This is a genomic window from Amycolatopsis sp. NPDC059027 (assembly GCF_042739735.1).
Lineage (GTDB): Bacteria > Actinomycetota > Actinomycetes > Mycobacteriales > Pseudonocardiaceae > Amycolatopsis.
On record NZ_JBHYIK010000016.1, the window covers coordinates 96,683 to 100,298 of the forward strand.

The window sequence follows — 3,616 nt, forward strand, 5'->3', positions numbered from 1 at the left end:
TGTCGTCCGGCCGCATCCGGGCCACCGGGCCCGCCCGCCCCCGGGGCCCCGGCGTGCCGCCGGTCGCTCGCCTCACCGAGGACCACCCCACCGCCGGCCAGGATCAGCGGGCGTTCGGCCGCGCGCAGCATCTCCAGCGCCCGCTCGACCCGCGCCGGCGACGGGATGACCGAGGTGACCGGCAGCGGCGAGTCGATGCTGGAGTCCCATTCGATCTCCTGCTTCTGCACGTCGATCGGCAGGTCGATCAGGACGGGGCCCGGCCTTCCGGACCGCGCGATCCGGAAAGCCTCGCGGAAGATCCACGGCAGCTGCGCGGCCTCCTTGACCTGCACCGCCCATTTCGTCACCGGCTTGGCGATCTCGACGATGTCCACCGCCTGGAAGGCCTCGGTGTGCAGTTTGCGGGAATCCGCCTGCCCGGTGATGCACAGGATCGGGATCGAGTCCGCGTGCGCGGTGTACAGCCCGGTGATCATGTTGGTCCCGGCAGGGCCGGAGGTCCCGATCGCCACTCCGACCTTGCCGGTGGTCCGCGCCCAGCCGTCGGCCATATGGGTCGCGCCCTCTTCGTGGCGCACCACCAGATGGTCGATGCCGGAGCCCTGCATCGCGTGGTACAGCGGGAGAATCGCGGCGCCGGGGCAACCGAAGGCGACGTCGACGCCCTCGCTCTTCAGCACGTCGACGACCGCTTCCATCGCGGGAATTCTCCCCATGTCACGCCTCCGCTTTCGTGCGGCCGGAAAGATCTTCGACCACCTTGAGCAACGCCGAATGGTCGAGCGAGCCGTAGCCCATCGCCCGGCCCGCGGCGACGAGCTGGGCGACCAGCCCGGTGAGCGGGAGCGCCACGTCGGCCTGCCGCGCGGCGGCCAGCGCGATGCCCATGTCCTTGTGGTGCAGGTCGATCCGGAACCCGGGCTCGAAGCTCCGCTCCACCATGCTCTTGCGCTTCAGCTCCAGGATGCGGCTGCCGGCGAGCCCGCCCGCCAGCACGTCCAGCCCGGTCCCCGCGTCCACACCGGACGCTTCGAGCAGCACGATGGCCTCCGCGACCAACCCGTAGATACCACCGACGACAAGCTGGTTGGCCGCCTTCACCACCTGGCCGGCGCCGTGCGGTCCGACGTGCACGATCGTCTTACCGACCACCTCGAACACCGGCAGAGCGGCCGTGAAGTCCGCCGCCTCCCCGCCGACCATAATGGACAGTGCGGCCTGCTCGGCCCCTGCCTGCCCGCCGGAGACGGGCGCGTCCAGCACGCGGATCTCCTTGGCCGCGGCCCGGTTCGCGATTTCGATCGAGGTCTCGGGCCGGATCGTGCTCATATCGGCGAGCAGTGCGCCCGGCTTCGCCGTCTCCAGCACCCCGCCCGCGCCCAGGACCACCTCCTCCACCTGCGGGTGGTTGGGCAGCATGGTGATCACGACGTCGGCCTCGGCGACCGCGTCGGCGACGCTCGTGGCGGCCCGCCCGCCCGCCGCCTCGAGTTTCGCGAGGGCGGCCGCGTGCACGTCGTATCCGCTGACCTCGTGCCCGGCCGCGGCCAGGTGCGCGGCCATCGGGGTGCCCATGACACCCAGGCCGATGAATCCCAACTTCGTCATGCCCGTCCCCTTTGCGCGATAGGCAGCCATTCCAGTGACGCGACGGTTTCGCCGGTCGGCAGGTACTCGACGCCGACCTCGCCGCGATAGCCCGCGGCCTCGAGCTTTTCGAGGTATCCCTCGATGTCCAGCGAGCCGGTGCCGGGCTCGTGCCTGCCCGGTACGTCGGCGATCTGGACGTGCCCGATCCGCGGGGTGTGCACCGCGACGAGCGCGTCGAGATCATCGCCGTTCGTCGCGAGGTGGTAGAGATCGGCGAGCAGCCGGACGTTGTCCCGGCCCAGCTCGTCGAGGATCTTGACGGCGTCGGCCGTCGTCTTCAGCGGGTAGCGCTCCGCCCCGGACAGCGGTTCGAGCACGAGCTGCGCGCCGATCCTGGCCGCCGCCTCCGCGGCCGTCGCCAGATTGACGAGCGCCAGTTCGTCCTGCCGTCCGGGTTCGACGCCCTCGATCCGGTTGCCGTACAACGCATTGAAGCTGCGGCAGCCGAGGCGTTCGGCGATGCCGAGCGCGACGACGAGGCTCTCGGCGAACTCGGTTTCCCGTCCTGGCCAGGACACCACGCCACGATCCCCGGCGGGCATGTCGCCCGCGAAGAAGTTCAACCCGGTCAGCCGGACCCCCGCCCCCTCGATCGCCGCCACGAACGCGTCCACCTCGTCCCGGGACGGGACGGCGACCTCGAACGGCCACCAGAACTCGACCGCGGTGAAGCCGGCGTCACGCGCCGCCTTCGGTCGTTCCGGCAGCGGCAGTTCCTTGAACAGGGTGGACAGATTGGCGACGTACGCCAGGGAATGACGTGCACCGGCAAGTTCGGCCATCGGTTACCTCGTCGCAGACTCGGAGTGCGTTCCGCTCGTATTCCGTAATGCGGAAACTCTTTTTCGTATATCGGTATTCTAGCTCGCCTTGAGAGCGCGGGTCAACGCTCGGGAGCAGGCGGCGGCATCTCGCACATAGCGAGAGCGGCTTCCAGGACCGGACTTTCGGAGGTATCAGCACGCCCCGGCCGCCGGTATACGCTTGCGCAACACGGCTAAAAGGTCTGAACCAATCGCCCGACCCGGTACTGCCGCCCACCACCCGCACGGATCGACCACACCCGTCTCGTCCCCCGTGGAGGAACCATGCACCGGCTCGATTCAGCCCGCGAACACGTCCTCGGGCTCTTTCGCATCGTCATCGGATTCCTGTTCGCCTGTCACGGCGCGAAAACCGTCTTCGGTGTCCTGGGCGCCAAGGCTCCCGCCGCCATCGGCCAGTGGCCGGGCTGGTGGGCGGCGGTGATCCAGCTCGTCGGCGGCACGCTGATCTGCCTCGGGCTCGGTACCCGGATCGCCGCGTTCGTCAGCTCCGGCTCGATGGCGTACGCGTATTTCACCGTGCACCTGCCCCAAGCCGTCTTCCCCATCCAGAACGGCGGCGAAGCGTCGGCCATGTTCTGCTGGACGCTTTTGCTCCTGGTGTTCCTCGGCCCCGGCCGGTTCGCACTGGGCAATGTCCTCGGCGCGCGCCGCGCATCCGAGAACGACGCCCACGCGGCGGGGCCCGGTGCCCAGCGCTCCCCGCTCCTGCGGCCTCGCTGAGGAAGCGCTACCGGGAAAGCGCTGCCGCGACCGCGAGCACGGTGTCGACCGTGGGCTCGACCGCACAGTGCGCCCGCGCATCGCGGAACCGCCGCTCGATCCCGACGTCGCCCCGGAACGCGGCCTGATCGCACAGTTTCATCGCCTGGTCGGTCACCGCGATCACCGCTTCCGCCGAGGCGAGGCACAGGTGGAACAGTTTCGGCAGGGCCCGCGCGGGATCCCAGCCGAACGTGGACAGCGCCTCGTCGTGCAGGACGCGGACGGCGTTCGCCCGCAGCCGCATCCGGGTCAGCTCCGCGGGGGGGGGGGCCCCGGGGCCCGGGGGGGGGCCCCCCCCCCCCCCCCCCCCCCCCCGCCCCCCCGCCCCCACCCCCCCCCCCCCCCCCCCGCCCCCCCCCCCCCCCCCCCCCACA

4 protein-coding genes and 1 pseudogene are annotated in these 3,616 nt (G+C 70.8%); 1 reads left to right on the forward strand and 4 read right to left on the reverse strand.

The genetic code is table 11. The features are described 5' to 3' along the window. The 3 genes and pseudogenes from ACFWY9_RS13655 to ACFWY9_RS13665 all read right to left on the reverse strand — a co-directional run. Positions 1 to 701, reverse strand: a pseudogene (locus ACFWY9_RS13655) (thiamine pyrophosphate-binding protein); the annotation flags it as partial. Between the two features lie 19 nt (positions 702 to 720). Next, a complete protein-coding gene (locus tag ACFWY9_RS13660) occupies positions 721 to 1,611 on the reverse strand; it encodes a 2-hydroxy-3-oxopropionate reductase (protein WP_378325391.1) in 891 nt (296 codons plus the stop codon). Beyond that, a complete protein-coding gene (locus ACFWY9_RS13665) occupies positions 1,608 to 2,435 on the reverse strand; it encodes a hydroxypyruvate isomerase family protein (protein WP_378325390.1) in 828 nt (275 codons plus the stop codon). The genes ACFWY9_RS13660 and ACFWY9_RS13665 overlap by 4 nt, the downstream gene beginning before the upstream one ends. Positions 2,436 to 2,741: 306 nt before the next feature. On the opposite strand from ACFWY9_RS13665, the gene ACFWY9_RS13670 reads away from it, so the two are divergent. Continuing rightward, entirely contained in the window at positions 2,742 to 3,200 is a 459-nt protein-coding gene (locus ACFWY9_RS13670) for a DoxX family protein (protein ID WP_378325388.1), read from the forward strand. A gap of 7 nt (positions 3,201 to 3,207) precedes the next feature. Here the strand turns inward: ACFWY9_RS13670 and ACFWY9_RS13675 are convergent, their stop codons facing one another. After that, the gene (locus tag ACFWY9_RS13675; protein ID WP_378338980.1) at positions 3,208 to 3,486 is read right to left on the reverse strand and encodes a hypothetical protein; all 279 of its coding nucleotides are present in this window, start codon (positions 3,484 to 3,486) and stop codon (positions 3,208 to 3,210) included. Positions 3,487 to 3,616 lie beyond the last annotated feature (130 nt).